Genomic DNA, 22,299 nt, shown 5'->3' on the forward strand with positions numbered 1-22,299 from the left:
ACCGGCATGTGAAGCCACGGTAGCAAGCGGACGGTTCCGGCCTTTCGGGACGCGGGCGAACCCGGCATGCGCGCTTGGCCGCCGGATCCGCTCGCGCGGGGTGTGCCGCCGGCTCAGGCCGCGGCCGCGATCCCCGCCGCGAATTCCCGGTACGTGCGCAGCGGGCGGCCCAGCAGCTGCTCCAGCCGCGCCACGTCGCCCGCCTCGGGCACCATGCCGTCGGTGAGGAAACGCGCGGCCATCTGGCGCATGTCGTAGGCCATCCACGGCGGCATGAACTGGCGCAGGTTCTGCTCGAACCCGGCGGTGTCGTCGCCGCCGTAGGCGATCGGGCGCCGCAGCACGTCGGACCACAGGCGCGCCACGTCTTCGCCGGTGAGGGTGTCCGGGCCGACGAGGTTCAGCCGCGCCAGCGCCGTGCCGTCCGCCGCGCGGTCGCGGGCCAGCAGTTCGAGTGCCGCGATCTCGGCGATGTCGCGGGTGTCGATCATCGCCAGACCCTTGCCGCCGATGGGCATGGGATACACGCCGTGCTGCAGCACCACGTCCTTGATGGTGAGGTCGTTGTCGATGAAGTACGCCGGCCGCAGGAGGGTGGCGTTGAAGCCCGACTGCTCGATCATCCGCTCCACGCCGTACTTGCCGGCGAAGTGCGGCACGTCGACGTAGCGGTCGCTATGGATCACAGACAGGTAGACCAGCCGCTGCACGCCGGCCTCGCGCGCCACGTTGAGCGCGATCAGCGCCTGGGTGAATTCATCGGGCACCACGGCGTTGAGCAGGAACAGGGTACGTATGCCGGCGAAGGCGCGGCGCAGGGCGTCGACATCCAGCAGGTCGCCCTGCACCACGTCCACGCCGTCGGGCAGATCGGCGGTGGCGGGGGTGCGGACGAGGGCGCGCACGTCGGCGCCGCGGTCGACGAGCTGCTGGACGACCTGACGGCCGATCTGGCCGGTGGCGCCGGTGATGAGGATGGTCATGGGAAAGCTCCGCGTTGGTTGGGAGGCCCATGGTTGTCGTTTCTCTGACGGACCGATAGCCCATATACTTGGACCACCTGTCCCGCTGGCGGAACACATGGATCTCCTGGCGCTGGCCGATTTCAACCTGGTGGCGCGCCACGGCGGCTTCGGCCGGGCGGCCCGGCTGGCGGACCGGCCCAAGGCCACCCTGTCCCGGCGCGTGTCCGAACTGGAGGCCAGCCTCGGCGTGCGGCTGTTCGAGCGCGGCTCGCACGCGCTGAAGCTGACCCAGGAGGGCCGCGCCCTGTTCGAGCGCACCGAGGCGCTGCTGACCGAACTGGGCGAAGCCACCGCCGCCGTCGCCTCCGGCGGCGACACCCCGCGCGGCCGGCTGCGCGTCAGCGCCCCGCTGCTGTTCTCGCAGACAGCGCTGGGCACGCTGGCGGCCGAGTTCGCGCGGCGCCATCCGCAGGTGCAGCTGGAGATCACCACCGAAGACCGGCCGGTGGACATGGTGGAGGAAGGCGTCGACCTGGTGATCCGCGTGAACCCGCAGCGCGACGCCCAGCTGGTGGGCCGCGTGCTGCTGCGCGACCGCCTGGTGGCGGTGGCCGCCCCCACCCTGCCGCGCCCGGCGCAGGACACGGCGGTGCCCGCCGTGGTGCGCGTGAACAGCCAGGACGCCGCGTGGACGCTCACCACCGCCACCGGCGAGCAGCGCATCGCGATCGACCCGGTGCTGCGCCTGGCCTCGCTGATCATGATCCGCGACGCCGTGCGCACCGGCATCGGCGCCGCGCTGCTGCCGCTGTCGCTCGTCGCCGGCGACCTGCGCACCGGCACCCTTCTGCACTGGGGCGACGGCCAGGGTCCGCCGATCGAACTCTGGGCCCTGTACCCGTCCCGCCGCCTGTTGAGCGCCCGCGTGTCGGCCTTCCTGGAATTCCTGAAAGACGCCTTCCCCCAGGGCCACCCCGAAGAACTCGCCGCCTACGTCAAAGGCTGAGCATTCCGCGCGCCGATGCTCCTGATGTCCCTTCTCCCGTTTGACGGGAGAAGGTGCCCCGAAGGGGCGGATGAGGGCGCTCTTCGCCGCGCCAACGAAGCACCCGAAACAGTAGAGACCCCACCAAAGCGAAGCCTCCCCAGCCTGACGCCCGCCCCTTGGCTCCAGACTACGGGCGTGCGTAGCCTCCCTCGCGTTGCGCACGGATCGCCAGCACCAGCGCGGTGTCGATCACTGCAAGAAAGCGATACAGCGCCACGTAGCCATGCGCATCGCGACCAATCAAAAGCTCGCGCCGATCGTCACCTGCCGGGCGACCGATCAGCGGGTTGTCGGCAAGCACATCCAGTGCGCTGATGATCTCGTTCACGCGGTCGTCGGCCGCCTCGACCTCGTGCTGATGCATGTGGTCGACGATCCTGTCCAGATCCTCGATGACGCCGGGCGCCAGCCGGACGCGCGCCACCTTATCGGGCCTGCTTCCTGGCCAACGGCCGCTTCGCGGGTTTGCCTGCGATTCGCTGCATCAGGTACGTGCGCGCTTCTTCCCACGGAATGCTTTCACCGGAGTCGAGGAACTGCGCATAGCGCTGGTCCGCGAGCGCATGGAACTCGGCGCGCTGTTCGGCCAGCGCGGCCTTCTCGGCGATGGCTTCCAGAATGAAGTTGTGCGAGGTGGTGCCGGCCGCTTCCGCGGCCTTGGCGACGCGGGCCTTGAGGTCTTCGGGCAGGCGGATGGTGGTGGTGCTCAAGGCGACCTCCGGCAGATTGCAGCAGTAGCACAAGTGTGTCACACCATCGCGACGCCTGCATTCGCGGTCAACAAAAAAGCCCCGCCGAAGCGGGGCCCCCACGGCCGATCGCGGACCCAGTCGCGATCACCCCGCAGGCACGGCTTCCGGCGTGCCGTCCGCCAACGAACGCGGCGACCGGCTGAAGCGCTGCGACAGCAAGCGCTTCAGCGCTTCCATCCCCTCCCCCTTGCCCGACACCTTCAGCACCGCATAGCCCTCCAGCGCCGCGTTCATCAGGTCGCTGCCCAGCGCGATCTCCGTGCCGGACATGCGCTCGTGGATGCGCGTGAGCCGCTGCATCCGCGGGCGCAGCGCATCGAGCGTGGCCAGGTCACGCTGGAAGCCTTCCAGGTCGAAGTTGCGCGGCAGCACGCCCGGGTTCTCGCCGAAGGCCACCGTGGCCTGGCGCACGAAGGCCTCGGACTTGGCGCCCATCTTGGTCAGCTCGCGGATCTGGTCCGGGCCCAGCGCGGCCATCCCGGCCAGCTCGGCCTCCACCGCCGCCAGCGCGGCATCCAGGCGTCCCAGCCGCTCGGCATCCAGGCTCAGGTCGATCAGGTTCTGCGACATCACGTGTCTCCTTGGTCCATGTGAAGGGAACACCGGCGCGGTCCGGCCGGCGTGGGCATTGGACGCGGGTGGGACGCGTTGCGCTGTCGGCGCGGGGCGGATGGTGGGGTAGGAAAACTTCCCTGCGGCGGCTCGGAATGGTCCGAAGCCGAGCTGCGGAGCTCCGCCCGGAAGCCAGCGAGGGCCGGACGCAAGGGGCTTCCAGCCGGGCGCAAACGATTGCGGGCCTGCCGCGAGCCGGAATCACCGGGCCGCGGGTGGATTTGGCTTGCGCACAAGCGGCTTCAGGCCGAGCGCCGCCGGTTGTGGCTTGCGCGCGAGCGGATTCCGGTCGCGCTCGGGATTCGGATGGTCCAAGCGCAAGCGGAATTTGGTTGCGCGCGAGCGGAATTGATTCGCGCGCAAGGCAAACTCGGTTGCGCAAGAGCGGAATCGGGCGAGCGATGAGCGAATTTCACTTGCGGACGACCATGAACCAGTGGCTCTGCTGACCGGAGTGATCGCCGCTACCGCAGCGAGTCACTCCATCTGCCCGCTCGACCTGCCCCCCTTCCCCTGACAACCCGATCTAGTCTGCGATCTCCGGATACCGCGTCGCCAAGGACTGTGCGATCAGCGATCGTCTAGTGGCATCCAGATGCTCCGGAGGAAATCCCAAAAACTCCGCGCCACGGCCCATCGGCGTGAACACACGGACAGAAGATCCCTTGGCGCTATCGCTACGTTCGACGAACCAACCAGGCAAGGCGAGGGCAGGAACCACTGGAACATCCAGAGCCAACTTGTCATGCAGGAATCGCCGCACCCATTGGGCGGAGCGCTCCGCTTGCGAGACGGCATCGACATTCACAAAATCGGGAAAGTGCAGCGCTTTTCCATCGTAGCGGACACGGTAGTTCTTGCCTTCGGCCTTTGGCTTACGAAAGGACTTCGTCTCGATTGCAAACACACCCTGTGGCGCCACCACGATGTGGTCGATGTTGCCCACGTCACTTGGCAGATCATGGAGCACGAGGCAACCCTTCGCCACCAGCCGGTTGAGCTGCATGCCCGTCACCCGCTCCGCAAGCAGTCCGTCGCGGGCCTGTTCACGCCGGCGGGCGTGCCGCTGGTAGTACCAGAGCCCGAACGCGAAGAACAATGCCCAGGTCACAAGCATGAAGACTTCCGTCGCGCCAAATCGAACGCTAGACCAGTCGAGCCTGAGTGTGGCCCATACCAGAAAGAGCATCGGCAGAGCCAGCATCATGACGTCGATGCCGAAGCCCGCCTCTCCGGTTTCCTTCTCGATTCGCTCAAGCAACATTTGACCGGGCACATGGCCGACCTGCTTCCCGTACAGCGGGGATCTGCGGCGGCGCGCCAGCCGATACGCCTTGAACAGCACGACGATGCTGCCTGTCAGCAGGACGGAGACCACAAACACCGCATGCCCGATGAACACGTGCTAATTCATGCTGCAGTTCCGTCACTCGTAGTCGACCGCTGGCGGCCCATTGAACAAGCTTGCTGCATCCTTTGCATCAGCTATGGCCTTACGCACGTCCTCACGATGCAGATCCAGCATGCGCAACTTACCAGCCACCATGGCGACCGACGCAATACGCCGATATGTTCCGGCGTGATATTCCGCGTATTTGGCGAGCCCACGCAGCTTGGGGAGCGCGTCCGCCAAGTGAATGCCATGTGGGTCGATCAGGTCTACGGCGACCTTGTCATCCTGCGCTGAGAAGAATACGAAGTCGGGCCGGACGATCTGGTATTGCTCCGCCTCCACATACGCGATTCCCAACGACGATTGACCGGGGTGCTGGGGGTTTCGATACCAAAAAGCGAAGTCGTCGCGCTTTGACTCGGTTTCGACGACCGTTCTTTCCCAATCGTTTAACTGAGCCGGGTAGTTCCCGTCCTTGTCGCACAGCAGGTGGTGCTTCCACATCGCCAGGTCTGTTTCCTTTTCGCCCTCGCGCTCCTTGGTCATCTCGAACTTGCTCTCCGGTTTGACCAAGTCCACGTCCTGGGGCTCTGCGCTCATCTCGATGATCTGTCGGTAGGCTTCCTGGCGGTCATCCTTCAGCGCTTTGATCTGTGGCGCGTAATCGGTCAGCCAGACCTTCGCCAGCTTATCGGCCTCGGCGTCGAAGTAGGCCTGTACTTCCGTCACCAGCGCCAATGCTGCAACGGTCACGCGCGCTTCGATGATTGCTTCCAGGTAGTCCTCGGCATCTTCCTCCCGATCCGCCACCTTGTCGGCCAAGTACTCGACATAGGTGCGCGAAATGTCCGGGCTGAAGATGCGCGTCGCGCGACGGTAGGCGTCGTCGATCACCGCGAGGTCGGCATCTTCCCAGAACTCGTTGAAGGTCATCGCTTTGTTCTTCAGGTCGGCGACTACAGTCTTGCCGTCCACCACCATCACCGAATCGCGCTTGGCACTGATCTTGTCGGCATTGTCTTGCTGGAACTTGTCCAGCGCAGTGTGCAGGGCCGCATGGGCCTTCCTGCCCGCACCTTCGAGAATGCCGTCGTCGACCAGTTCCTGCGCCAACGCGGTGAGGCGCTTGGCCGGCTTGGCGCTCTTTTGCGGCCGGGTCTGTGACGGCAGCGCCTCGAAAGCCTCCCAAACAGCCATGGGAGTGGCCGGGTTAGGCTTCATCTCAACTGGATTGACTAGGATGCGCCCAGTCGGCGGCGTGTTGTCGTCGCCACTGAGCAATGCCTTGACCACATCGTCAACGGTCGTCCGGTTGAACTTCGGTAGCAAGCACTCGACTGAATTCAGGCGATCGTTGCCGCGGATGCGTCGCGCTAGCGGGGTGCGCACCATACGACCAAGCAACTGCGTAATGTGGGTCTTGTCGCTGGCGGCTCGGAAGGAAACCATTACCTCGGCACGTGGGCAGTCCCAGCCGGTACTGATGGCGTCCTTGGCAATCAGCACGCGTACCCAAGTCGACTCTTGCACACGCTGCGGCTCGATGTAGGGCACCTCGTAGCCGCCAAAACGTTGTGTCGTGTGCTCGCCGAACACATTTGCCACGCTATCGCGCGGCAACTCCGGGTAGCGCGCAAACAATATATCCAGCCAACGTCCGACTTCGCTCGGATCGGGCGTGTTCGGCACCTGGAACACTAGCAGCGGCACGACCTCGCGCGACTCATCCTGGCGCCGCGCGTACTCGGTCCAAGCCTCGGTCGCCTCCTTTAGCTTATCGGCGGCGCGACGCACCAGCACGGTATCAAAGTCGCCTGCTTCATCGGGAACGCCGAGGTTGATCGTGTCTTTGATGAGGCCGGACTCCTGTACCTTAGCTGGATCAACCAGTACGTTCGGGAGCTTGACGCGCTGGCCTACGTTCGCAATCGCCTTGTCGAAGCGTTCCACCGTGGCCGAGATGCCCCACACCACCGGAATGCCCTTCACCCCGGACGCGCCGTTGATGATCCGCTGTACGATTGTGCTCTTGGCCGTGTCGCTGGCGGCACTCGACGTACCCATGCCGCGGTGCGCTTCGTCCAGCACAAGGTACAAAGTCAGCCCGGGGTCTTCGATAGTGTTCTGGATGGTGTCCCACAAGGTGTAGGCCTGGGCATCCGGGCGCTGCTCGAACAGGCCGCCCTCGTCGTCGAAGCCGCGCACCAGCAAGCTGCTCTTGCTGAACTTCTGCGTATTGAGGAAATAGATTTTCCCTGGCTCAAACTTTGGCCGACTAAAGGGATGCTCAATCACCACCATGTCGCTGTGGCTGATGCGGTCGCTGGCTTCGAGCAGACGGAATCGAGTCTGCTCGTTGAGATCGGGATTATCGCTGAACCAAATCACCACCGCGCCAGGATCGCCGTCAAAGTCGAATTCGTCGTCGCCGTGGAACAGCGCCTCGAACGCAGCGGCCGCCATGACGGTCTTGCCTGCACCGGTGGCGGCCGTCAGAGAAAAGGCGCTCTTGTCGCCCTCGTTGTGCCAGTAGCGACGGGCCTTCCGAAGGTTGCTCAGGGCGTCTCGCACGGCGTCGCGCTGGTAATCCTTGAGGGTGAACTTCATTCGATCAGTCCCCGTTGGTGAAGCTGAAATTGGTCAGGTACGACTCGTACAGGCGGACTGGTTCGACGCCTTTGGGGAGACGCTTGGCCACGGACTGGAAGCGGCGCTCGTCATCGGTGACAATGAAGGCCAAGCGCGCACCCTTGGCCTTGGTTAATGCTTTGACGAAGGGAGTGGCTTTGTCCACCTCGGCTAGCAGACCATAGGCATCAGCCACGGCCCAGCCTTCGGCGGGCAGTTTGTCGATGCGCTTACCCCTAGCACCCGCGCGCAGCCACAGTAGCGGCGCGATGCGTGTGTAGGCCAAGTTGTGGCCGACCGATTTGTCGGTTTCGTAAGTCAGGGTGAAGAACTCGGCGTTTTCATCGAAGCCATCGACCATCGGGAACTCGTCGGTAAACTTGTAGTCACCCCTAATGAGCTCGCCATTTGGCTTCTTTCCGGTGATAGCAGCCTGCACACGCGGTTTGGTGATGTAGTCGCAGATGCCCCATTTCTCCCATTCTTTGTCGCCTGGACGAAGGCCTCGCTTGCGCAGGGCCTTCTGCTCATCGGCACCTACCTCGTTGTTGGTCACGGAGATGCACTGGCGATGACCGCCGTCCTGCTTGTTCAAGCGCATCACCGCATGAGCCGTGGTTCCAGATCCGCTGAAAAAATCAAGAACGACCGCACTTGGCTTGTCCCGGATGAAGAAGCGCAAAGCATCTTCGACTGCGTATAGCGACTTGGGAAATGGAAACTTCCGCCCACCCAGGAAATTTGTAAGGAAAGTCTTTCCATGTTCTGTTGCATCGTGAGAGCCAAGATTCCAAATCGTCTTCGGCGTCCGAATACGGTTTTTCATATCAGCATAACTAAGAATATGTGCGCCGTTCTTATCGCGACCATTAGACAAGATCTCACCATTATTCAATCTCTTAATATCCTTGGATATCAAATAGTTGATCGTCCAAAGACCATTACTAGGGCTCTTGTTCCCGACCTTTACATAACCATTCTCCAGTCGCTCCCGCAGGCCCTCTGGGCCAACGCTCCAACGCCCTTCAGCTCCATTTGTTCGGATCGGCCAAACGGTGTCGATGCCTCGTCGAGGAAGGATCGATGATCGCGGCGCGCCTAGCGGCAAAGCATCTCCAATCTCCACGATAGCCTTGCTTTTAGGGTCTACAAAGATGGGGTAGAAGAGATTGGGCGAGTCCTCTCGCAACGAGTCAGTTCCTCGCCGCATGAGTTGATTCCAGATGTCTGGAAGTCGTTCTTTGGTGATTCCCGCACCAAGCCCGATAACGTCAATATTTGTTGGTATCACCTCCGCCGAACCGAACCTCACAAAAAAAATATACTCATCCACTCGAGAGAATCCGCCCGCACGCGCAGAGCCCTTCCGATTAATGACCGTGCTGACCATTTGAATGGTCCCCTCAGGGAACGTTTGCTCTAATAGAAGCCCAAGTCTCAGGTATTCTTTCTCATCAATGGTGACGATCAGCACTGAGTCTTCTGGATTCAGAAGCTCCCTTGCTACTTGCAAGCGGCGCTCCATCATCGCCAGCCATTTGCTGTGGCGATACAGGTCATCCTTCTCCACGTAATCGTTGTTGTATTTCCAATCCTTCGCCCCAGTGTTGTAGGGCGGATCGATGTAGATGGCGTCCACGTTGCCCCGGTGCGTGTAGGTCAGCGCCTTCAGTACGTGGTAGTTCTCCCCATTGATAACCGTGTGGAACGGTTTGTCGCCGCCGCGCATCACCGTGCCCCCGCTCACCAGACCCGGATGGATCAAATCCCGGAACTCGGCGACCACTACCAGGTCATTCAGCGATACCGACTGCCTTTCCGACTCATCTACACCTAGCAGTTCCAGGTCGGCCATCTGTGTCGCTTTGTGGATGGCCTTCACCTGCCAGAGTCGCTGGTCGCCGCTCTTGATCTCACCTCGCGGTGGAAGCGCCCGCACCTTGTCGCCCTTGCGGATGGGCCGAAGCGGCAGTTCCACCGCTTCCGGCCGATGTCGCTCGAAGTTCAGGCCGAACGGCAATCGCGACGACAGCACCTTGAACTCTCTGTCCAAATCAGCACCAAGCTGAGGATCCCTCTTCTTTGCCTGGGCGATCAAATCGGTGAGTCGTGACACGCGTATCCCCTTGGTGATGGCGAAGTGACCCAGTGGATCAACTACCTACATTCTAGAAGCTAGAGAGTGCGAGGTACGACGCGTCCGACGTTTGTCACGCCGCAGCGCGCGCAGTGCTAAGCGGAACGAGATGTTCCTGATCGGCGTGTCATTGCCTCGGGACTGGTTTCACCGCGCATCTAGGGACCCACTCCCTGCGTTCCGCCGCTCGCGGCGAAACCCCATACCGCCTCCGAAACCCCTTCGACAACGCCCCCGCCCCCGCGAACCCCAGCTCGTGCGCCACCTGCTTCACCGCCCTGCCCTCGCGCAGGCGGGTGGCGGCCAGGCCCAGGCGCCAGTCGAGCACGTAGGCGGCGGGCGTGGTGCCCACGGTGTGCTTGAACGCGGCGGCGAAGGCGCTGCGCGACATGCCGGCCTGCGCGGCCAGGCGTTCGAGCGGCCAGGGCTCGCCGGGGCGCGCGTGCAGGGCGCTGAGCGCCTTGGCCAGCTGCGGGTGCGCCAGGCCGGCGAGCGTGCCGTGGTGCACGCCGGACCGAGCAGGATTGTCCAGCGCCCAGCGCAGCAGCTGCACCAGCAGCACCTCGAACAGGCGGCCGGCGAGCAGGCGCGAGCCGCAGCGCACGCGGTCGGCTTCGGCGAACAACAGGTCGAGCGTGGGCCCCAGGCCTTCCACGTCCGCCAGCGGTACGGCCAGCAGGGCGGGCAGCGACTGCACGATGGGGTTGCGTTCGCCGCCGTCGAAATCGAGCGTGGCGCAGGTGAAGTCCGGGCCGTCCACCGGGGCGTTGCGGAACACGTGGTGCACCGGGCGCGGGAACAGCAGCAGGGTGGGCTCGGCGAGCGCGGTGCGGACCAGGCCGTGGTCGCCCTGGTGCTCGACCTCCATCGTGCCCCGGCGCAGCACGTGCAGGAAGGCGCGCCCGGGCACGGCGTCGAACACGTGCAGGCCGCACAGCGGGCCGGTATGGAACAGCTGGGCGCGGACGTGGAAGCGGTCGAGGATGGGGGCGAGGCGGTCGACCGGGGCGGGCTCGGGCGCCCCGGGTGTGGACGAATCGGCAGGTTTCATGGACGAATCGGCGCCTTGCGTCCAGAGCGGGCGCCTAGTCTAGCCGCAGCCGCCACTCCGGCGGCATCGAGGCCAAGGAGCCCGCCATGTCCCGCATTCCCCTGATTGACCCGGCCGCCACCACCCCCGACCGCCAGGCCCTGCTGTCCGAGATCCACGGCGCCTTCGGCGCCACGCCCAACATGTTCCGCGCGGTGGCCAACTCCCCCGCCGCGCTGCGCGCGATGTGGGGCGCGTTCGGCGCGCTGGGCGGCGGCGTGCTGCCCGCGCGGCTGGGCGAGCAGGTGGCGGTGGCCATCGCCAACCGCAACGCCTGCGAGTACTGCCTGGCCGCGCACACCGCCCTGGGCCGCAGGGCCGGCGCCAGCGCGCAGGAGATGAGCGACGCGCAGGACGGGCGCTCGGACGACCCGAAGACCGCGGCGGCGCTGCGCTTCGCGCTGGCGGTGGTGGAGCGGCGCGGGCAGGTGGACGCGTCCGAGGTGGAGGCGCTGCGCGCGGCGGGCTTCGACGACGGCGAGATCGTCGAGCTGCTGGCGCATGTGGCGCTGAACTTGTTCACCAACTACGTGAACGTGGCTTTCGCGGTGCCGGTGGATTTTCCGGCGGTGCGGTTGCGCAAGGCAGCTTGATCTGATGGCGGGGCGGATGGGGGTCTCGCGGCTTCGGCGTTGCCCCCATCCGCCTTTGGCGCCTTCCACCGGTGGAGGGCGCAATGCCCCGCCGAGCCAGCAAGAAGCAGGGCGGCTATCGGGGAGCGCCGTCCACCAGCACGTACTCGCGGCCGCGGCTCTTCCAGACCGGGGCATTGGCGTCGAGTCGGATGCAGGGGCGGCCGCCACAGGAGGTGATCTCGACCTGCTGAGCGGCGTGCTGCACTTCGGCCGAGACCTCGGCGGCATCGGCGCGGGCGCGGGCATCCTGCAGGCGCCTGTATTCGTGGCCGAGCAGCAGCAGGAAGCCGAACACCAGCAGGGCCAGGCCGACGCCGATGGCCGCCAGCCACTGCCATGCGCGACGCACCGCGGGACGCAGGGCGAGTTCGGTGCGGGACTGGTGGTCCTGGAACAGGCGCGTCATGGCCTGGCGGAACTGCGCTTCTTCCGCGCTGCGGATGGCGGCGAGGTCGCCGGCGGCCGCCTGCGCGTGCTGCACGCGCTCGGCCGCGTGTTGCGCCTGCGTGGCCTGATGGTCGGCGGCCCGTTCGAGCCGTTCCACCGCCAGCATCAGCCGACGGATGACGTCCGTGTCGTTCATGCCCCTGCTCCGTCTAGCGTTCCATCGCGTGGTGCGGTGCCTGCGGGGCGGGTTGCGCGAACTCCGCCATGACGTGGCGCGCCTGCGTGGCAGGTGCGTCCGGCGACCATTCCGCGGCCGGTGGCGGAAGCGCTTGGGCTTCCTGCGCGCGGCGGGGTGCCCCGTCAAGCCCGCCCGGCCACAGCTGCTGCCCTGCTTCGGAGCGCAGGAAGGCCCGCTGCACGGCGCGCGCGGCGGCATCATCGCGCGCCTGCAGCGCGTCGATCCAGGCATCCACGACGGCGTCGCCGCTGGCGCCGATGCGCGCGTGGTCGGCGACCGGCACGTGGCGGTGGTCGTGGCCCATGCTGCCGTCCTGGGTGTGGTGGAACCGGCCCCGCACCGCCGGCGTGCGGCTGGTGTCTAGGTACGGGCGCGGCGACCGGTTCGCGCCAAGGTCCAGCCCCTCGCGTTCGATCAGGTCTTCCTTCAGGCCGAGGCCCGCCATGTCGATCGCGATCTGCGGGCGCGCGCCCTGGATGCGCACGTTGGCGCGATCCTCGGCGGCCACGATCCGCTCCAGCGCCCAGGTGCCGTAGTAGTTGGTGTAGTCCGCGGTCGGCGTGGGCCGCCCTTCGCCGAGTGCGACAGGTCGCTGCCCCGCCTGGGCGTACAGGTGGGAGGGACGGTCGAAGTAGTGCCGGCCCATAGCGGCGATGTTGGCGGGCGTCGGGCTCAGGCTGCCGTCGGGGTTGAAGGTGAGGCCGGGGTTGATGATCGCTTTCGAAGGATCGGCCGGATCGCGTCGGATGAAGTCCAGCACGCGATCATTACGGGTGTCGAGCATCAGCGCGAGCCCGTCGTCATGAGGACGCGCCTGCCTTTGCCTGTCCAGCAATGCATTCCAGCCCGCGATCTCCGCCTTGGCTTCGTCTGCCCGGCCAGCTCCGATGTATGCGCGGAGCTCATCGGTGTAATCATGGATCGCGCTGCGCTCGATCGCCTGTCGACGCACCTGATCCAGGAACGTCAGCGTCGCCTGGCTTTTGACCGCGTTGTGAGACCATGCTGGATCTCATGGCCCAGCACGAAGGTGAGGTCGTCAGCGTTGTACATGCCGCCGGGATTACCGGGTGTGCGGCTCTGCAACGCCGCCGGCGGGAGATTGATGCCCTTGGGAGTGCCGTCGGCCGTGCTTCCGTCATAGGTGGCTCCGGCAGCCATGCCGTTTCCCAGCAGGCTGAAGTGCTGCACGTGCGATCGTGCGACGGCGGACTTGAGTTGCGCTGCGAGCGCAGGTGAACCGTTGAAGGTCGCCTGGAGGTTGCCGACCATGTCTTGCGTCACGGCCTGCCGCTGTCCCGAGGCATCCTGCCAGGTCTTGTGCGCGAAATCGGCGATGAGTGCCTGGACACCCACCACTGCATCGAGATCACGACCGCGAAAGCTGGCGGCAGGCAGCTCGATCAAGCCAGCGCGCTTGTCGAAACTGCCAATGAGCGTGCCATTGTTGGAGTCGACTGCGAAACTTCGAAGTCGTCCGGAAGCGGCCAGCCCATTGAGAAGGTCCAGACGATCCGGGTCGGCCACCACTGCCGCGCGCAGCTGACTGTCCTGGGCAGAGGTGAGGCCGCCCTGCGCACGTGATTGTCTGAAGACTGCTTCGAGATGCGGATTCGGCACGGCCATCCTTGGCCTCCTGTGTCAGTTCAGTGTTCCGATGGATTCCACGCACAGGCGGCCGGAATTTCCGTTCTCGAATCTTGGGATGATCGAGAGGGTGATATCGCCCTTGTAATAGCGCACCGAACGCAGCTCACCGATCTCACCGGGAACCGGAGCGTCTCGGTATCCCATCGACAGCAGGGCATTGTGGTAGGCATCTAAGTCGAGGCTGCACACCTCCGCCATGTCGGCCCACCTTTCCTGCTCATTGACGAAGGACAGGTCGATCCCCCGGGCGTCGGCCGACGCTCCCGGAATGTAACTGACGACATAGCGCCACCCACCGCCCAGATCATCGCTGGCGACGCCTCCCCGCGTCCCTTCGGACTTGAGAACGATGCGGACCCCCATCACTTCGTTGATGCGCTCCAGGGTCAGCTGCTCCCGAGACTCCAGGCTCCCGATCAGCTTCAGGAAGCGCTGCCCGATCTCTTCCGGGGAATAGGTCAACTTGTCCGCAGGGCGTGATTCAGGCGCATCCATGGCCTCGGCCTCCTGTGCCGTCGTGGAAGCGGGTGCGGGCGCGGAATGGGCGCAGGCGGCGGTGGCGAGGGTAAGTATCGCGGCCGCCAGTACGGGCCGGAGACGGCGGATGCCGAAGCCATCGGGGCGGTTCCATCGCGTCATCGTCATGCGTTCCGTCGCAAGGCCGGGCTCCAGCATACCCGCGCACGGGCGCGAGGCAAACCCGGCGGCCGTGGCGCTGCGCCGTCGCTCAGTCCGCGGCGGAGCGCGCGTCGCGCGTCAGGGCGCGAGCGCGGGTTCGAACGCGAAGCCGTCGCCGATGGCGTCGAGGCAGACCGGCGTGCGGTCCTGCAGGCGCGTGGGCCGCGTCGGGCCCGGCGCGTCGTCCTCGATGCTGCCGCCGCGCGTCCAGGCGCGGCCGGTGAGGTAGTTGACGCTCATGGCATCGGTCTCGCCCGAGCCGCGATGCAGGCCGGCACGGTCGAAGCCGATCAGGCGGAAGCATCCGTCCTGCCAGCGGACGGTGAACGTGCGCTCGTGCGTGGACCAGCTGCCCGCGCTGGCCCAGCTGTGCAGGGTGATCGAGACCGCGCGGTTGGTGGCGATGCGCAGCGCGTTGGCGGGATCGTCCTGCAGCACGTCGTCCAGCACCGGCGATTCCGGGCGCGGGATGACCGCGTGGTCCACCAGCGCGCGGCGATAGCCGCCGCCTGCATCGGCGAGCGCGAACACCAGCATCCGCGGGTTGGTATCGAATGGCGAGACGCCGAGGCCATCGTGCGCGACGACGTTGGCCGGGTCGTCCATGCGCAGCAGGAGCAGCAGGTCGGGCTGCGCGTCGTCGTCCAGGCGCCCGGCGACGGCATGTTCGAGCCGCCAGCCGTCGGGCACGAAGCCCTGCGCGGAGGCCGCCTGGGCCGGGATCGCGGGGATCGCGACCATCGGGACCTCCAGCGCCTGCGCGAACGCCGGCAGGGCCACGCTGGCCGCCGCCAGCGCGGCGACGGCCACCTGCGCGTGCAGCACGCGCAGTCGCGCGATCAGGCGAACGGATCCTGCAGCACGATGGTGTGGTCGCGGTCCGGGCCGGTGCTGACGATGGCGAGCGGGCAGCCGGCCAGCTCCTCCAGCGCGCGCAGGTAGGCGCGCGCGGCGGGCGGCAGCTTGTCCCAGTCGGTGATGCCGTGGGTGTTCTCGTCCCAGCCGGGGAACTCGAGGTACACCGGCGTGCACTCGTCCCAGCCCTGGGCGTCGAGCGGGGCGTACTCGGTGCGCTTGCCGCGGTACTCGTAGGCGATGCACATCTTCAGCGACTCCATGCCGTCGAGCACGTCGAGCTTGGTGATGCACAGGCCGCTGATGCCGTTGATCGCGACCGCGCGCTTGAGCGCGACGATGTCGATCCAGCCGCAGCGGCGCGGGCGGCCGGTGGTGGCGCCGTATTCCTGGCCGCGGTCGCGGATGCCCTCGCCGATCTCGTCGTCGAGCTCGGTCGGGAACGGGCCGCCGCCCACGCGGGTGGCGTAGGCCTTGCAGATGCCCAGCACGTAGTCGATCGCGTCCGCGCCCACGCCGGTGCCGGCGAGCGCGCCGCCGACGGTGGTGTTGGAGCTGGTGACGTAGGGATAGGTGCCGTGGTCGATGTCGAGCAGCGAACCCTGCGCGCCTTCGAACAGCACCTTCTTGCCCTGCTTGCGCAGGTCGTGGAGGATGCCGGCCACGTCGGACTTCATCGGCTGCACGTACTCGCCGAACTCCAGCGCCTCGTCGAGCATCTTCTGGAAGTCGACGGCCTCGGTATTGAGGTACTTGGTCAGCACGAAGTTGTGGTAGTCGAGCGCGGTGCGCAGCAGTTCGGCCAGCTGGTCGGGATAGTGCAGGTCGGCCACGCGCACGCCGCGGCGCGCCACCTTGTCCTCGTACGCCGGGCCGATGCCGCGGCCGGTGGTGCCGATGGCCTTGCCGCCGGCGGCCTTCTCGCGCGCCTGGTCCAGGGCGATGTGGTACGGCATGATCAGGGGCGTCGCCGGCGAGATCTTCAGCCGCGAGCGCACTTCGACGCCGTTGGCCTCGAGCTCGTCGATCTCCTTGCGCAGCGCGGCCGGGCTCAGCACCACGCCGTTGCCGATCAGGCACAGCGCGTCGGGGCGCAGGATGCCCGACGGGATCAGGTGCAGCACGGTCTTCTTGCCGCCGATGACCAGGGTGTGGCCGGCGTTGTGGCCGCCCTGGAAGCGCACGACCGCGCCGATCTCCTCGGTCAGCAGGTCGACGATCTTGCCCTTGCCTTCGTCGCCCCACTGCGCGCCGAGCACCACCACTGACTGACCCATCACCGCACTCCTGGATTCGCATGGACGCGCGGCACCCGCCGCGCAGCACCCCGTGACCGGGCCGGGATCTGCGCCGTCAGGGGCGCGCACGCGGACTCCGCACAAGGAAAAAGCCGGGGGACCGTCTCGCAAGGAAATCGGCCCATCCGGCTTTTCCGCATTATCCGGGTTTTGGGGGGCGGGGGCCAGTTGCGGCGGCGGCCGCTTCCCCGTTTCGACGGGGTATCGGGCGCTTCACGGGCCGAAGGTGCCGACGACGGAACGCGGCCGGGTCCGGCGCCGCTGCACGGCCCCGTCCGGCGCTCAGGGCCACCCGGGAGGACGCAGCCCGGCGCCTATGCGCCGCGCACGAAATACAGCGAGATCAGCCCGACGGCGAGGAACACCGCACCGTAGCGGCGCAGCTGCGCGTCGGGCATCGCCAGCAGCTGGGCGGCGGCGCGCTTCCAGCCGCCGGGGGCGACGAACAGGATCAGCCCCTCCAGCACGGCGACGAGACAAAGGGCGGCCCAGAGGTCGTGCATGGCGGGAGTTCCTGGTGCGGACTACGACGGATGGAGGACACAACCGGGTCCGCCCCGCCCGCCTTCGCCGCCTTCCACCCGTGAAGCGCGCAATGCGCCATCGCACGGGGGAAGGGACACGACGGCGCCGGGCGGACCGGGGTCCGCCGGCTCAGCGGTCGCTGCGCAGGTACTGCAGGAACGGGTCGTCGCGTTCGAGCACGATCATGCCTTCGCCGTCGGCGAACGAGGCGCGGTAGGCCTCGAGGCTGCGCTGGAACGCGTAGAACGACGGGTCGCGGTTGGCGGCCTCGCCGTAGATGCGGGTGGCTTCGGCATCGCCCTCGCCTCGCAGCTTCTGCGCGTCGCGTTCGGCTTCGGCCACCAGCACGGTGCGCTCGCGGTCGGCCTGGGCGCGGATGATGCGGGCCTGTTCCTCGCCCTCGGCGCGCAGGCGGCTGGCCACCTGGCGGCGTTCGGCGCGCATGCGGTCGTAGACCTGCGAGATGACGTCGCTGTCGGTGGGCAGGTCGATCTGCTTGAGGCGGATGTCGATCACGCGCATGCCGAGCGTGGAGGCGGCCTCGTTCACCCCTTCCAGCTGCCTGGCGATGATCTCCGCGCGCTCGCCGGACACCAGCTGCTGCAGGGTGCGGGCGTTGATCTCGTTGCGCATCGAGTCCTTGATGATCGGCGCGAGGCGGTCGTTGGCCACTTCCATCTGGCCGCCGGTGGCGCGGTAGAAATCGGCCACGTCGCTGATCAGGCCGATGGCCACGAAGTCCACGCTCACGTCCTTGCGCTCGGAGGTGAGGTAGCGCTCGGGCGAGAACTCGGAGGCGTAGAAACGGCGGTCGAACACGCGCGCGGTCTCGACCAGCGGGATCTTGAAGTGCAGGCCGGGACCGATGTCGGTGCGGGCGACGCGGCCCAGGTTGAGCACCAGCGCGGTCTGGCCCTCGCGCACCACGAACACCGAGCCGAGCAGGCCCAGCAGCACGATGACCGCGATCGGGATGATCAGGTTGAGCCTCATCGGGCACCTCCTTCGGCGCGCTCACCCCGGGTGGGGCGCGGCAGGCTGGAATCTGGCGTGGCGCTGACCGGAGGCGTGATCACCTCCTGCGGCAGCACCGGCGGCTGGCTGGCGTCCTGGCGGTTCGCGCCGGACTGAGGCGTCATCGGCACGTAGATCAGCTGGCGGCCGTCGCCGCCGATGATCTTGCGGTTGTCGGCCAGCACTTCCTGCACCGTCTCCAGCCACAGGCGCTTGCGGGTCACGTCGGGCGCGTTGCGGTAGGCGTCGACCAGCAGGGTGAAGCGCTCGGCGTCACCGGTGGCGCGCGCGACCGAGGCGGTCTTGTAGCCCTCGGCCGTGGTGCGCAGGCGCTGCGCGTCGCCGCGGGCCTCGGGCACCACGCGCGCGGCATAGGCACGGGCCTCGTTGACCAGGCGCTCGTTGGTCTGCTGGGCGCTGTTGACCTCGTCGAACGCGGGCTTGACCTCTTCCGGCGGACGCGCGTCCTGCAGGTTGAGCTCGGTCACCACCAGGCCGGTGCGGTAGGCGTCGAGCGAGGCCTGCAGCGCGGTGGACGCCGCGATCGACAGCGGGCCGCGGGCGTTGAGCGCGGTGTCCAGGTCGGCGCGGCCGATCACCTCGCGCACGGCGCTCTGCGACACCTGTTCCAGCACGCGGGTCGCGTTCTGGGTGCCGAACAGGAACAGTTCCGGATCGCTCACGCGGTACTGCACGTTGAACGAGATGGTGACGATGTTCTCGTCGCGGGTCAGCACCGGCAGGCTGTTGCTGAAGGTGCGCACGCTGGTGGCGTCGACCTTGACCACGCTTTCCACCGGCCACGGCAGCTTGAAGTTCGGGCCGGGCTGCATGATCCGCGCGACCTCGCCGAAGCGCAGGACCACGCCGCGCTGCTGTTCGCCGATCAGCGTGAAGCAGTTGAACGCCAGCCACACCACCAGGGCGATGGCCACCCAGCGCAGCGGGTTGCCGCCGCCACCGCCGCCACCGAACAGGTCGCGCAGGCGGTCGCCGATGTCGCCCAGGCCGTTGCCGCCGCGGCGGCGGCGCTTGGGCGGCCAGGGGTTGCGGCCGTCGTTGCCGGGGCGATCGCGCTCGGGTGGGCGGTCGTCGTTGTTCTTGCCGGGGATGTTCCAGGCCATGCCTGCTCCAGTCGGGATGGGGCACGCCGGCCCGGACAGCCGGGTGGCGCGAAGCGGCCGTCGCCTCGGGCGCGGTCCATGGGCGGCGGACGCAGGGCGTCCGGTCGCGGGCATGGCCCGGGCCCGCGGGCGGCGGGCCGGCTAGTTTACAGGGTGGGGTCGGCCTCGACCTCCGGCAAGAGCGGCCGCAGCACCGCTCCGTCCGGTTGCGCGGCCAGGCGCGCCGCATCGGCCTCGGACAGGTCGACCTGCAGCCGCCAGCCGTGCTCGTCGTGGGATTCGCCGCGCACCGCGTCCAGCGCGTGCAGGCGCGCACGCAGGCGGCCGGCGTCGGCGGGCAGCGCGAGCTCGCCCACGATCCGCCGCTGGGCCACGCGCGCGGCCAGGGCCTCGCGCAGCAGGTCCAGGCCGAGGCCGTCGCGGGCGGAGATCCAGACCCGCTCGCGGGCCACGCCCACGGTGCCGCCGGGCAGCGGCGGACCGGCGTCGCCGGCCGCGGGCTCGGGGGCGTCGCGCCGGGCCTGGGCGCCTTCGATGCGGTCGATCTTGTTGTAGACCAGCAGCTGCGGGATGTCGCCCGCGCCGATCTCGGACAGCACCGCGTCCACCTGGCCGATGCGTTCCTCGCGCAGCGGGTCGGCGGCGTCGATCACGTGCAGCAGCAGGTCGGCCTCGCGCGCCTCGGAGAGGGTCGAGCGGAACGCGGCCACCAGCTCATGCGGCAGGTCGCGAACGAAGCCGACGGTGTCGGCCACCACCACCGGCATGCCCTGCAGCACGATCCGGCGCACGGTGGGGTCGAGGGTGGCGAACAGCTGGTCGGCGGCGTAGGCCTCGGCGCCGCTGAGGGCATTGAACAGGGTCGACTTGCCGGCGTTGGTGTAGCCGACCAGCGCGATCCGCGGCATTTCGCTGCGCACCCGCGCGCGGCGCATCTGGGTGCGCTGCACCTCGACCTTCTCCAGCCGCTTCTGCAGCATGTCCACGCGCTTCTGCAGCAGCCGTCGGTCGGTCTCGAGCTGGGTCTCGCCGGGCCCGCGCAGGCCGATCGAACCGCCGCGCTGGCGCTCGAGGTGGGTCCAGCCCCGCACAAGGCGCGTGGCCATGTGCTTGAGCTGGGCCAGTTCGACCTGCAGCTTGCCGTCGGCGCTGCGCGCGCGCTGGGCGAAGATGTCCAGGATCAGGCCGGTGCGGTCGACCACGCGCCGCTCCAGGGCCTTTTCCAGGTTGCGCTCCTGGCCGGGCGTGAGCGGATGGTTGACCAGCACCAGATCGGCGCCGGAGGCCTCGCAGGCGGCCTTCACTTCCTCGAGCTTGCCGCTGCCGATCAGGGTGGCCGGGTTCGGGCGGTCGAGCCGCGCGGTGACCAGGGTGGCCACGGTGGCGCCCGCGGAGCGCGCCAGTTCGGCGAATTCCTCGAGTTCGGCCTCGTCGGGCGGGCCGCCGGCGTGGGGCTGGATCAGCAGCGCGTGCTCGCCCTTGCGGGAGCGTTCGAACAGTTGGGTCGGCATCGGGGCTCGGCGGTGGGCTCAGCCCCGTGATATGGAGGCCGCGGGGCCGGAGTTCAACCGTGCGCGCCCCGCGCCGTCGCCGTGCTCAGGCGGGTTCGACCGTGGCCTCCTCGACCCCGTCGGCGGCCTGCACCACGCCCCCGCCCGGCCCCACGCGCACGTTGCGCGCCGGCACCACGGTGGAAATGGCGTGCTTGTACACCATCTGGCTGACGGTGTTGCGCAGCAGGACCACGAACTGGTCGAACGACTCGATCACGCCCTGGAGCTTGATGCCGTTGACGAGGTAGATCGACACCGGCACGCGTTCGCGGCGCAGCGCATTCAGGAAAGGATCCTGCAAGGATTGTCCCTTGGACATGGTGTTTCCCCAGCTTGGTTATTGTTGTGTCCGGCCGGCGCCCGTGACGGGCCTCCCCCGACCGCATCGCCCGACCCGCAGTTTCCCCGGCGGCGGCGACCGTCCGATGGTACACAACCGGCGTGCCCGCGCGGGCCGCGGGGACGCATCCGGTCACAGAAGCGGTGGCGGCGGCCTCGCGCGCCGACGGACGGGCGGCCGCGCCACCGCCCGGATGGCCGATCGAGGGCGGCACCGGCACCCGCGGCGCGTGCGGTGCTCAATCCCTCGCGTTGCGTGGGTGGTTTCCGGATCCAGGGAAGCGGCGTCGGGTTGCGCCCCTATCGCGCCCCCGACCCGCTCGCGCCCCGACCCGGGCGCCCGTGCCGGATGCATCGCGGCCTCCCTCCCGCGACGCTCCTCAACCGAGGAAGCGGCGCACGGCGTCGTCCAGGTCGGCGCGCTGGCTGGCCGGATCGAACCAGCGCGCGTCGAGCTGGCCGCGCAGCCAGGTGAGCTGGCGCTTGGCGAGCTGGCGGGTGGCGAAGATGGCGCGGTCGCGGAATTGCGCGGCATCGGTGGCGCCGTCCAGGTGCTCCCAGGCCTGGCGGTAGCCGACCGCGCGGATGGCCGGCAGGTCCAGCGGCGCGGGATGCGCGCGCAGCGGCGCCAGTGACCGCAGCGCGCGCACCTCGTCGAGGAAGCCGGCGGCGAGCATCGCGTCGAAGCGGGTTTCGATCCGCACATGCAGGGTCGCCCGCTCGCGCGGGGCCACCACCAGCTTCAGCACCCGCGCCGGCAGCCGCGGCATGGCCGGCGCTTCGCGCTGCCAGTCGCTGATGGTGCGGCCACTGAGCCGGAACACTTCCAGCGCGCGCTGGATGCGCTGCGGATCGCCGGGCTGGATGCGGGCGGCGGCGACCGGGTCGATGCGCGCCAGGTCCGCGTGCAACGCGGGCCACCCGAGCGCCTGCGCTTCGCGGGCGATCGCGGCACGCATGCCGGCATCGGCCGCGGGCATCGGCGAGAGCCCGTGCAGCAGGGCGTGGAAGTACAGGCCGGTGCCGCCGGCGAGGATCGGCAGGCGGCCGCGGGAGAGGATGTCGTCGATCGCCTCGCGCGCGGACGTGGCGAAGTCGGCCGCCGAGCAGGTCTCCCAGGGATCGTGGAGATCGAGCATGTGATGCGGCGCGCGCGCGCGCTCGGCCGCATCGGGCTTGGCGGCACCGATGTCGAGACCGCGGTAGACCAGGGCCGAATCGATGCTGACGATCTCGCCACCGAAGCGCTCCGCCCAGTCCAGCGCCAGCGCGGTCTTGCCCGCGGCGGTGGGGCCCATGAGGGCGATGGCGGGGGGGCGGCTGTCGGCGGGCATGCGGAGATTATTGTCCAGCGCTCCTGAAACCCCATCCCCGGGCA

At 67.8% G+C, this 22,299-nt stretch carries 22 protein-coding genes; 2 read left to right on the forward strand and 20 right to left on the reverse strand.

Annotated features, from left to right (window positions below):
* Nucleotides 1–113 precede the first annotated feature (113 nt).
* Nucleotides 114–983, reverse strand: a complete 870-nt coding sequence (locus tag QFW80_RS06690) for an SDR family oxidoreductase (protein ID WP_280600760.1) — start codon at nucleotides 981–983, stop codon at nucleotides 114–116.
* Between the two features lie 97 nt (nucleotides 984–1,080).
* Between QFW80_RS06690 and QFW80_RS06695 the strand changes: the two genes are divergently transcribed.
* Entirely contained in the window at nucleotides 1,081–1,971 is an 891-nt protein-coding gene (locus tag QFW80_RS06695; RefSeq protein WP_280600761.1) for a LysR family transcriptional regulator, read from the forward strand.
* Nucleotides 1,972–2,140: 169 nt separating this feature from the next.
* Here QFW80_RS06695 and QFW80_RS06700 read toward each other — a convergent pair whose 3' ends face one another.
* From QFW80_RS06700 to QFW80_RS06730, 7 genes are all read right to left on the reverse strand, one after another.
* The gene (locus QFW80_RS06700; protein WP_280600763.1) at nucleotides 2,141–2,437 is read right to left on the reverse strand and encodes a type II toxin-antitoxin system RelE/ParE family toxin; all 297 of its coding nucleotides are present in this window, start codon (nucleotides 2,435–2,437) and stop codon (nucleotides 2,141–2,143) included.
* Nucleotide 2,438: 1 nt separating this feature from the next.
* Nucleotides 2,439–2,723, reverse strand: coding sequence for a type II toxin -antitoxin system TacA 1-like antitoxin (locus tag QFW80_RS06705; protein ID WP_280600765.1), 285 nt, complete (start codon nucleotides 2,721–2,723; stop codon nucleotides 2,439–2,441).
* Between the two features lie 126 nt (nucleotides 2,724–2,849).
* Entirely contained in the window at nucleotides 2,850–3,335 is a 486-nt protein-coding gene (locus tag QFW80_RS06710; protein WP_280600767.1) for a hypothetical protein, read from the reverse strand.
* Between the two features lie 568 nt (nucleotides 3,336–3,903).
* Nucleotides 3,904–4,779, reverse strand: coding sequence for a nuclease-related domain-containing protein (locus QFW80_RS06715; RefSeq protein ID WP_280600769.1), 876 nt, complete (start codon nucleotides 4,777–4,779; stop codon nucleotides 3,904–3,906).
* A 24-nt stretch (nucleotides 4,780–4,803) separates the two neighbouring features.
* Nucleotides 4,804–7,377: a DEAD/DEAH box helicase gene (locus tag QFW80_RS06720; RefSeq protein WP_280600771.1), complete on the reverse strand. Its 2,574-nt coding sequence runs from the start codon at nucleotides 7,375–7,377 to the stop codon at nucleotides 4,804–4,806.
* A gap of 4 nt (nucleotides 7,378–7,381) precedes the next feature.
* Nucleotides 7,382–9,514 carry a site-specific DNA-methyltransferase gene (locus QFW80_RS06725; protein ID WP_280600772.1) on the reverse strand — a complete coding sequence of 711 codons (2,133 nt, stop codon included), beginning with the start codon at nucleotides 9,512–9,514 and terminating at the stop codon, nucleotides 7,382–7,384.
* A 148-nt stretch (nucleotides 9,515–9,662) separates the two neighbouring features.
* Nucleotides 9,663–10,586, reverse strand: coding sequence for an AraC family transcriptional regulator (locus QFW80_RS06730; protein ID WP_280600774.1), 924 nt, complete (start codon nucleotides 10,584–10,586; stop codon nucleotides 9,663–9,665).
* An 86-nt stretch (nucleotides 10,587–10,672) separates the two neighbouring features.
* On the opposite strand from QFW80_RS06730, the gene QFW80_RS06735 reads away from it, so the two are divergent.
* Nucleotides 10,673–11,218 (forward strand): carboxymuconolactone decarboxylase family protein, encoded by a 546-nt coding sequence (locus QFW80_RS06735; RefSeq protein WP_280600776.1) that lies wholly within the window; start codon nucleotides 10,673–10,675, stop codon nucleotides 11,216–11,218.
* Nucleotides 11,219–11,333: 115 nt separating this feature from the next.
* Here the strand turns inward: QFW80_RS06735 and QFW80_RS06740 are convergent, their stop codons facing one another.
* From QFW80_RS06740 to miaA, 12 genes are all read right to left on the reverse strand, one after another.
* Nucleotides 11,334–11,843 carry a hypothetical protein gene (locus tag QFW80_RS06740; RefSeq protein WP_280600778.1) on the reverse strand — a complete coding sequence of 170 codons (510 nt, stop codon included), beginning with the start codon at nucleotides 11,841–11,843 and terminating at the stop codon, nucleotides 11,334–11,336.
* Between the two features lie 13 nt (nucleotides 11,844–11,856).
* Nucleotides 11,857–12,669 carry a hypothetical protein gene (locus QFW80_RS06745; RefSeq protein WP_280600779.1) on the reverse strand — a complete coding sequence of 271 codons (813 nt, stop codon included), beginning with the start codon at nucleotides 12,667–12,669 and terminating at the stop codon, nucleotides 11,857–11,859.
* Between the two features lie 182 nt (nucleotides 12,670–12,851).
* Nucleotides 12,852–13,511, reverse strand: coding sequence for a hypothetical protein (locus QFW80_RS06750; RefSeq protein ID WP_280600780.1), 660 nt, complete (start codon nucleotides 13,509–13,511; stop codon nucleotides 12,852–12,854).
* Between the two features lie 15 nt (nucleotides 13,512–13,526).
* Nucleotides 13,527–14,174 (reverse strand): hypothetical protein, encoded by a 648-nt coding sequence (locus QFW80_RS06755; RefSeq protein WP_280600782.1) that lies wholly within the window; start codon nucleotides 14,172–14,174, stop codon nucleotides 13,527–13,529.
* A 117-nt stretch (nucleotides 14,175–14,291) separates the two neighbouring features.
* Nucleotides 14,292–15,038 (reverse strand): hypothetical protein, encoded by a 747-nt coding sequence (locus QFW80_RS06760; protein ID WP_280600783.1) that lies wholly within the window; start codon nucleotides 15,036–15,038, stop codon nucleotides 14,292–14,294.
* Nucleotides 15,039–15,052: 14 nt separating this feature from the next.
* Nucleotides 15,053–16,345, reverse strand: coding sequence for an adenylosuccinate synthase (locus QFW80_RS06765; protein WP_280600785.1), 1,293 nt, complete (start codon nucleotides 16,343–16,345; stop codon nucleotides 15,053–15,055).
* A 335-nt stretch (nucleotides 16,346–16,680) separates the two neighbouring features.
* A complete protein-coding gene (locus tag QFW80_RS06770; protein ID WP_280600787.1) occupies nucleotides 16,681–16,869 on the reverse strand; it encodes a DUF2065 domain-containing protein in 189 nt (62 codons plus the stop codon).
* A 151-nt stretch (nucleotides 16,870–17,020) separates the two neighbouring features.
* Nucleotides 17,021–17,884 carry a protease modulator HflC gene (hflC, locus tag QFW80_RS06775; RefSeq protein ID WP_280600789.1) on the reverse strand — a complete coding sequence of 288 codons (864 nt, stop codon included), beginning with the start codon at nucleotides 17,882–17,884 and terminating at the stop codon, nucleotides 17,021–17,023.
* Nucleotides 17,881–19,029 (reverse strand): FtsH protease activity modulator HflK, encoded by a 1,149-nt coding sequence (hflK, locus tag QFW80_RS06780; protein WP_280600790.1) that lies wholly within the window; start codon nucleotides 19,027–19,029, stop codon nucleotides 17,881–17,883. The genes hflC and hflK overlap by 4 nt, the downstream gene beginning before the upstream one ends.
* A 146-nt stretch (nucleotides 19,030–19,175) precedes the next feature.
* Entirely contained in the window at nucleotides 19,176–20,528 is a 1,353-nt protein-coding gene (gene hflX / locus QFW80_RS06785) for a ribosome rescue GTPase HflX (protein WP_280601365.1), read from the reverse strand.
* 97 nt (nucleotides 20,529–20,625) lie between these two features.
* Nucleotides 20,626–20,901, reverse strand: coding sequence for an RNA chaperone Hfq (gene hfq / locus QFW80_RS06790; protein WP_280600792.1), 276 nt, complete (start codon nucleotides 20,899–20,901; stop codon nucleotides 20,626–20,628).
* A 400-nt stretch (nucleotides 20,902–21,301) separates the two neighbouring features.
* Complete coding sequence (gene miaA / locus QFW80_RS06795; protein ID WP_280600794.1) at nucleotides 21,302–22,255, reverse strand: tRNA (adenosine(37)-N6)-dimethylallyltransferase MiaA; 954 nt, start codon at nucleotides 22,253–22,255, stop codon at nucleotides 21,302–21,304.
* Nucleotides 22,256–22,299: the final 44 nt, after the last annotated feature.

The organism is Luteimonas rhizosphaericola, from assembly GCF_029888045.1.
In the GTDB taxonomy this organism is placed as follows: Bacteria; Pseudomonadota; Gammaproteobacteria; order Xanthomonadales; family Xanthomonadaceae; genus Luteimonas; species Luteimonas rhizosphaericola.

Excerpts from the sequence above, each read along its gene's own strand:
- QFW80_RS06690 (WP_280600760.1), bottom strand. The coding sequence starts at position 983 with ATGACCATCCTCATCACCGGCGCCACCGGCCAGATCGGCCGTCAGGTC.
- QFW80_RS06695 (WP_280600761.1), top strand. The coding sequence starts at position 1,081 with ATGGATCTCCTGGCGCTGGCCGATTTCAACCTGGTGGCGCGCCACGGC.
- QFW80_RS06710 (WP_280600767.1), bottom strand. The coding sequence starts at position 3,335 with ATGTCGCAGAACCTGATCGACCTGAGCCTGGATGCCGAGCGGCTGGGA.
- QFW80_RS06720 (WP_280600771.1), bottom strand. The coding sequence starts at position 7,377 with ATGAAGTTCACCCTCAAGGATTACCAGCGCGACGCCGTGCGAGACGCC.
- QFW80_RS06730 (WP_280600774.1), bottom strand. The coding sequence starts at position 10,586 with ATGAAACCTGCCGATTCGTCCACACCCGGGGCGCCCGAGCCCGCCCCG.
- QFW80_RS06735 (WP_280600776.1), top strand. The coding sequence starts at position 10,673 with ATGTCCCGCATTCCCCTGATTGACCCGGCCGCCACCACCCCCGACCGC.
- QFW80_RS06740 (WP_280600778.1), bottom strand. The coding sequence starts at position 11,843 with ATGAACGACACGGACGTCATCCGTCGGCTGATGCTGGCGGTGGAACGG.
- QFW80_RS06745 (WP_280600779.1), bottom strand. The coding sequence starts at position 12,669 with ATGCTCGACACCCGTAATGATCGCGTGCTGGACTTCATCCGACGCGAT.
- QFW80_RS06750 (WP_280600780.1), bottom strand. The coding sequence starts at position 13,511 with ATGGCCGTGCCGAATCCGCATCTCGAAGCAGTCTTCAGACAATCACGT.
- QFW80_RS06755 (WP_280600782.1), bottom strand. The coding sequence starts at position 14,174 with ATGACGCGATGGAACCGCCCCGATGGCTTCGGCATCCGCCGTCTCCGG.
- QFW80_RS06765 (WP_280600785.1), bottom strand. The coding sequence starts at position 16,345 with ATGGGTCAGTCAGTGGTGGTGCTCGGCGCGCAGTGGGGCGACGAAGGC.
- QFW80_RS06770 (WP_280600787.1), bottom strand. The coding sequence starts at position 16,869 with ATGCACGACCTCTGGGCCGCCCTTTGTCTCGTCGCCGTGCTGGAGGGG.
- hflC (WP_280600789.1), bottom strand. The coding sequence starts at position 17,884 with ATGAGGCTCAACCTGATCATCCCGATCGCGGTCATCGTGCTGCTGGGC.
- hflK (WP_280600790.1), bottom strand. The coding sequence starts at position 19,029 with ATGGCCTGGAACATCCCCGGCAAGAACAACGACGACCGCCCACCCGAG.
- hfq (WP_280600792.1), bottom strand. The coding sequence starts at position 20,901 with ATGTCCAAGGGACAATCCTTGCAGGATCCTTTCCTGAATGCGCTGCGC.
- miaA (WP_280600794.1), bottom strand. The coding sequence starts at position 22,255 with ATGCCCGCCGACAGCCGCCCCCCCGCCATCGCCCTCATGGGCCCCACC.